We start from the raw sequence: 4,615 nt of genomic DNA on the forward strand, positions 1-4,615 counted from the left end.
GCCCCTCCCCGAGATACTTCTCCGCCGTCCCCCACCTCTCCTCGATCGCCGAGAACGCCGCCGCCAGATACTCCGCCCGCGCCTCGAACATCGGCGCGAGCAACTCCGTGACCTCCCGCGGCTCCGCCACCGGCTTCCGCATCCGGTACCGCCGGTGCGTCGCGTTCGACTCCAGGTAGTCCGCCTCGATGGCCTCCCGCGGCACCCCGAGTGCCAGCAGCGTGACGGCGATCGACAGCCCCGCCCGGTCCTTGCCCGCGGCGCAGTGCATCAGCACCGGCACGGCGTCGTCGGCGATCAGCCGCAGGACGCGGCCGTGCTCCTCGGTGCGCGTGATGACCATCTCGCGGTAGCTGGTGCACATCCGGTCGGCCGCCCGCGTCCCGGCCAGCACCTCCCGCACCCGCCCCACGTCCCCGGAGCGGACCATCTTCCAGAACTCGGTGCCGTCCGCCGGGTCGCTGAGCGGGATGTTCACGTTCCGCACCCCGACGAGCGCGACGTCCGGCCCGTCGAGCTCGATGTCGGCCGCGTTGCGGAAGTCGAGGACCGTGTGCAGCCCGAGCGAGTCGAGGAAACATCGGTCCTCCTCGGTCGCGTGGGCCAGATGCCCGCTGCGGAAGAGGACGCCGGTCCGTACGCGCCGCCCGTCGGCGGCCGGGAGGCCGCCCAGGTCGCGGAAGTTGCGGACCCCCGCCAGCTCGGGCTCGGTGGACGGGACATGCGGCGTCTGCGTCACGGTGCGCTCCCAGGGTTTCGGCCGCCGGCGCTGTTCGCCGACGGAGCGACGGAAATGACTGGCTGGACTGGCTGGCTGAAATGACTGGCTGAACGACTTTACGACAGTGGTTGTACGGGCAATCGGCCCGCGAAGGCACCCGAGCCGACGTATTCCGCTTGGGTCGACTTTGTCGGGGTGGGATACATCACTGCACGTCAACCCCTGGTTACGGTGGCGTAGGTCACTCCTGAAGGTGAATGATGTGCTGACGTGGCAGACGATTCGCAAGCATTCAGCAAGAGAACGATCGGGTCGTACGCAGCCCTCGGGGACAGCTTCACGGAGGGCTGCGGCGACCCGGGGCCGGGCGACACCTTCATCGGCTGGGCGGACCGGCTGGCGGTGCTCCTCTCCGACGAGCACCCGGAGGAGCACGGTTTCCGGTACGCCAACCTCGCGGTGCGCGGCCGCCTCCTGGACCAGATCGTGACGGAGCAGGTCCCCCGGGCCAAGGAACTCAGCCCGGACCTGGTGACCTTCTGCGCCGGAGGCAACGACATCCTGCGCCCGGGCAGCGACCCGGACGACGTGGCCGCGCGCTACGAGGCGGCCGTCGCCGACCTCGCCTCCTCGGTCGGCACGGTGCTGCTGTGCACCGGCTTCGACACGCGCGGCATGCCCGTGCTGCGCCACCTGCGCGGCAAGATCGCGACGTACACGGCGCACGTCCGCGCCATCGCGGACCGGCACGGCTGCCCGGTCCTCGACCTGTGGTCGCTGCGTTCGGTCCAGGACCGCCGGGCCTGGAGCGAGGACCGGCTGCACCTCTCGGCCGACGGCCACACCCGCGTCGCGCTGCGCGCTGCCCAGGTGCTCGGCCTCGACGTACCGGCCGACCCCGACCAGCCCTGGCCCGACGAGGACCAGCGCACGGCGGCCGAGGTGCGCCGCGACAACATCCACTGGGCCCGCGAGCACCTGGTGCCGTGGATCGGCCGCCGCCTGCGCGGCGAGTCCTCGGGCGACCACGTGGAACCCAAGCGCCCGGACCTGCTGCCGCTCTGAGCGGGCCTGCCGAAGTCCGGTGCGGTTCGGCAGCGCCCCGAAGGGGCGCGGGGAACTGCGCGACCAGCCACGACGCACCCGCAGTTGACGCACCGGTTTTCCAGCGGAGCGCTCAGCCGTATTCCGGCAGGGCTCCGGCGGGGCCGGAGGGAATCAGCCGGAGGAAAACAGCCGGGGGAAATCCCGGGAAAATCAACGGGGAAGCCGCCCGTGCGGCAGGTCGGCCCAGACGACACGGCCGCGGCCGCTGTCGTCGGGCCGGACCCCCCATGCCTGCGACAGCACGCCGACCAGCAGCAGGCCGCGCCCGCTCTCCTCGTCCGCGCCACTGCACCGGGCCCGGGGCTCCGTCGAGGCGTGCCCCTGGTCGGTGACCTCTATCCGGAGATGCGCGCCACTGACGCGCAGTTGACAGCAGACCTTCTCGCTGTCCGTGTGCCGTACGGCATTGGTGAAGAGCTCCGACACCACCAATTGGGCGTCGTCGCACGCCACTTCGTCGATCCCCCACTCCCGCAGCTGCGCGGCGACTCTTCTGCGCGCCTGTGCCACCGAGGTGTTGAGAGCCGGAAAGTGAAAGGCGTCCTGGAGACGCGCGGCCGTGGAACTGCCGTAGCGTCCGAGCGAAGGTGCGTCTTGGGAGGGGACCACTCCGCAACTATGTGCGATGCCGGTCATCTGTGGCAAGGTTCAATCTGTAATTTGCAGAATCGTCAGGGCAGTCTGTGCGCTTCCAAGGGTGCATGGCACACTGCGGGCATATGACGGCGCCTGACGGCATGGAGGGGGAGAAGAGTGGCGGACGCGCGGCCGACAGGCGCCCCGACCGTCCTGCGGGTCGTGCTCGGCAAACGGCTCCAGGATCTCCGGGAGAAGGCCGGGCTGTCGTTCGAGGACGCGGGTCGCGCCCTCGATGTGACGCATGCCACCGTCCGCAGAATGGAGAAGGCCGAGGTCGGCCTGAAGCTCCCCTATGTGGAAAAGCTGCTGTGCGTCTACGGCGTCCACGACACGGAAGAGGTCGAGGGGTTCCTCGCGCTCGCCCGTGAGGCCAATCGCCCCGGCTGGTGGCACCGTTTCCGGGATGTCCTGCCCGAGTGGTTCAGCGCCTTTGTGAGCCTCGAAGGCGAGGCCAATCTCATTCGCGCGTACGAACCGCACTACGTTCCGGGCCTGTTGCAGACCGAGGAATACGCCCGCGCGGTGCTCCGCGCGGGCATGCCGCACGCGCCCGCGGCCGACATCGACCGCGCGGTCGCCGTCCGCAGACAGCGGCAGGCGCTCCTCGCCCGGGACGGGGCGCCGCTGCTGTGGGTGGTCATGGACGAGACGGTGCTGCGCAGGCCGATCGGCGGCCCGGACATCATGCGGGCGCAGGTCGCCCGGCTGATGGAGGCCACCGAGCTGCCGAACGTCAGGCTGCAGATCATGCCGTTCACCGCCGGGCCGCATCCGGCGATGTACGGGCCGTTCCACATCTTCCGGTTCCCGCTGCCGGAACTGCCGGACATCGCCTATGCCGAAAACCTGGTCGGGGCCTCGTATTTTGACCAGCGCGACGATGTATCGGCCTTCCTGGAAGCGCTGGACCGCATGTGCGCGCAGGCCGCGCCGGCACACACCACCAAGGCCCTCCTGGGTGGCATTCGTAAGGAGATCTGAACCATGGATCGCATATACAACGGCATGCCCGCGACCGACCTCGGCACCGAGGGCTGGAGCAAGCCGTGGAGCGGCGGCAACGGGGGGAGTTGCGTCGAGGCCATGCGACTGGGGGACGGCCGGGTGGCCCTGCGCCAGTCCACCGACCCGGAAGGCCCGGCGCTCATCTACACGCACCACGAAATCGAAAGCTTCATCAAGGGCGCGAAGGCCGGCCAGGCCGATTTCCTTCTCGCGGGAACGAGTGTGAGCTGCGAATGAACGAGCAGGGTGTGAGCGAGCGCGGCTTCCGCGCCGAGGAGATAGACACCAGCAGGCCGCATCCGGCCCGCATGTACGACTACTACCTCGGCGGCTGGGACAATTACGAGGTCGACCGGCAGGCCGCGGAACACGTCATCCAGGCCCACCCGCAGGTGAAGCTGTCCGCCCGCGCCAACCGTGCCTTTCTGCGGCGCGCGGTCCGGGAATGCGTGGGCGACGGCATCCGGCAGATCATCGACATCGGCACGGGAATCCCCACCTCGCCCAACACCCACGAGGTGGCCCGCGAGACCGCCGACGACGTCAAGGTCGCCTACGTGGACAACGACCCGATCGTCGCCACCCACGCCGGTGCCAAGCTCACCAGCGCCGGGCACGCCGCCTTCGTCCTCGGCGACGTCCGGCGGCCGGAGGAGATCCTCGCCCACCCCGTCGTGCGCGAACTCATCGACTTCGACGAGCCCGTGGCGGTGCTGCTGGTCGCCGTGCTGCACTTCGTCAAGGACGAGGAGGACCCGGCCGGCATCGTCGCCGCCCTCGGCGCCGCGCTGGCCCCCGGCAGCCGCCTCGTGCTCTCCCACGCCACGGCCGAACCGTACGAGGGCTACGACGGGGGCTACACGGACGTCCGCGCGCGCGACAGCGTGCTCGGCGCCTACAGGAACGCGACGGCCTCCCTCAACCTCCGCGGCCGCGCGGCGATCGAGCCCCTCTTCGGCGACTTCGCCCTCCAGGACCCCGGCCTGGTCCGCGTCCCCCTCTGGCGCCCGGACGGCCCGGTCCCGAGTGCGGAGGAGCTCAGCAACACGGTCTTCTACGGCGGGGTCGGGGTGAAGGCCTGACGTCTGCTTCCGAGGTGGGCTTCCCGCCGTTGCCGCCTGCGGCGGGCATGCCCTCCGGGCA

The 4,615-nt window shown here is 70.3% G+C and carries 6 protein-coding genes; 4 read left to right on the forward strand and 2 right to left on the reverse strand.

Features of this window, described 5'->3' with window-relative positions:
• Positions 1 to 739, reverse strand: a 739-nt coding sequence (locus K6I34_RS32105; RefSeq protein WP_229331512.1) for a tyrosine-protein phosphatase, incomplete at its 3' end; no start/stop codon positions are given.
• Positions 740 to 991: 252 nt separating this feature from the next.
• Here K6I34_RS32105 and K6I34_RS32110 point away from each other — a divergent pair.
• Entirely contained in the window at positions 992 to 1,786 is a 795-nt protein-coding gene (locus K6I34_RS32110; RefSeq protein WP_229331514.1) for an SGNH/GDSL hydrolase family protein, read from the forward strand.
• Positions 1,787 to 1,978: 192 nt separating this feature from the next.
• Here the strand turns inward: K6I34_RS32110 and K6I34_RS32115 are convergent, their stop codons facing one another.
• Positions 1,979 to 2,437 (reverse strand): ATP-binding protein, encoded by a 459-nt coding sequence (locus K6I34_RS32115; protein ID WP_229331516.1) that lies wholly within the window; start codon positions 2,435 to 2,437, stop codon positions 1,979 to 1,981.
• 144 nt (positions 2,438 to 2,581) lie between these two features.
• On the opposite strand from K6I34_RS32115, the gene K6I34_RS32120 reads away from it, so the two are divergent.
• The 3 genes from K6I34_RS32120 to K6I34_RS32130 are packed head-to-tail and all read left to right on the forward strand — an operon-like array spanning position 2,582 to position 4,554.
• Positions 2,582 to 3,448, forward strand: a complete 867-nt coding sequence (locus K6I34_RS32120) for a helix-turn-helix transcriptional regulator (protein WP_229331517.1) — start codon at positions 2,582 to 2,584, stop codon at positions 3,446 to 3,448.
• A gap of 3 nt (positions 3,449 to 3,451) precedes the next feature.
• A complete protein-coding gene (locus K6I34_RS32125) occupies positions 3,452 to 3,709 on the forward strand; it encodes a DUF397 domain-containing protein (protein WP_121797339.1) in 258 nt (85 codons plus the stop codon).
• Entirely contained in the window at positions 3,706 to 4,554 is an 849-nt protein-coding gene (locus K6I34_RS32130) for an SAM-dependent methyltransferase (protein WP_229331519.1), read from the forward strand. Before K6I34_RS32125 ends, K6I34_RS32130 begins: the two co-directional genes overlap by 4 nt.
• The last annotated feature ends 61 nt before the right edge of the window (positions 4,555 to 4,615 follow it).

Origin of the sequence: Streptomyces sp. UNOC14_S4 (genome assembly GCF_020740835.1) — a bacterium.
In the GTDB taxonomy this organism is placed as follows: Bacteria; Actinomycetota; Actinomycetes; order Streptomycetales; family Streptomycetaceae; genus Streptomyces.

Excerpts from the sequence above, each read along its gene's own strand:
- K6I34_RS32125 (WP_121797339.1), top strand. The coding sequence starts at position 3,452 with ATGGATCGCATATACAACGGCATGCCCGCGACCGACCTCGGCACCGAG.
- K6I34_RS32130 (WP_229331519.1), top strand. The coding sequence starts at position 3,706 with ATGAACGAGCAGGGTGTGAGCGAGCGCGGCTTCCGCGCCGAGGAGATA.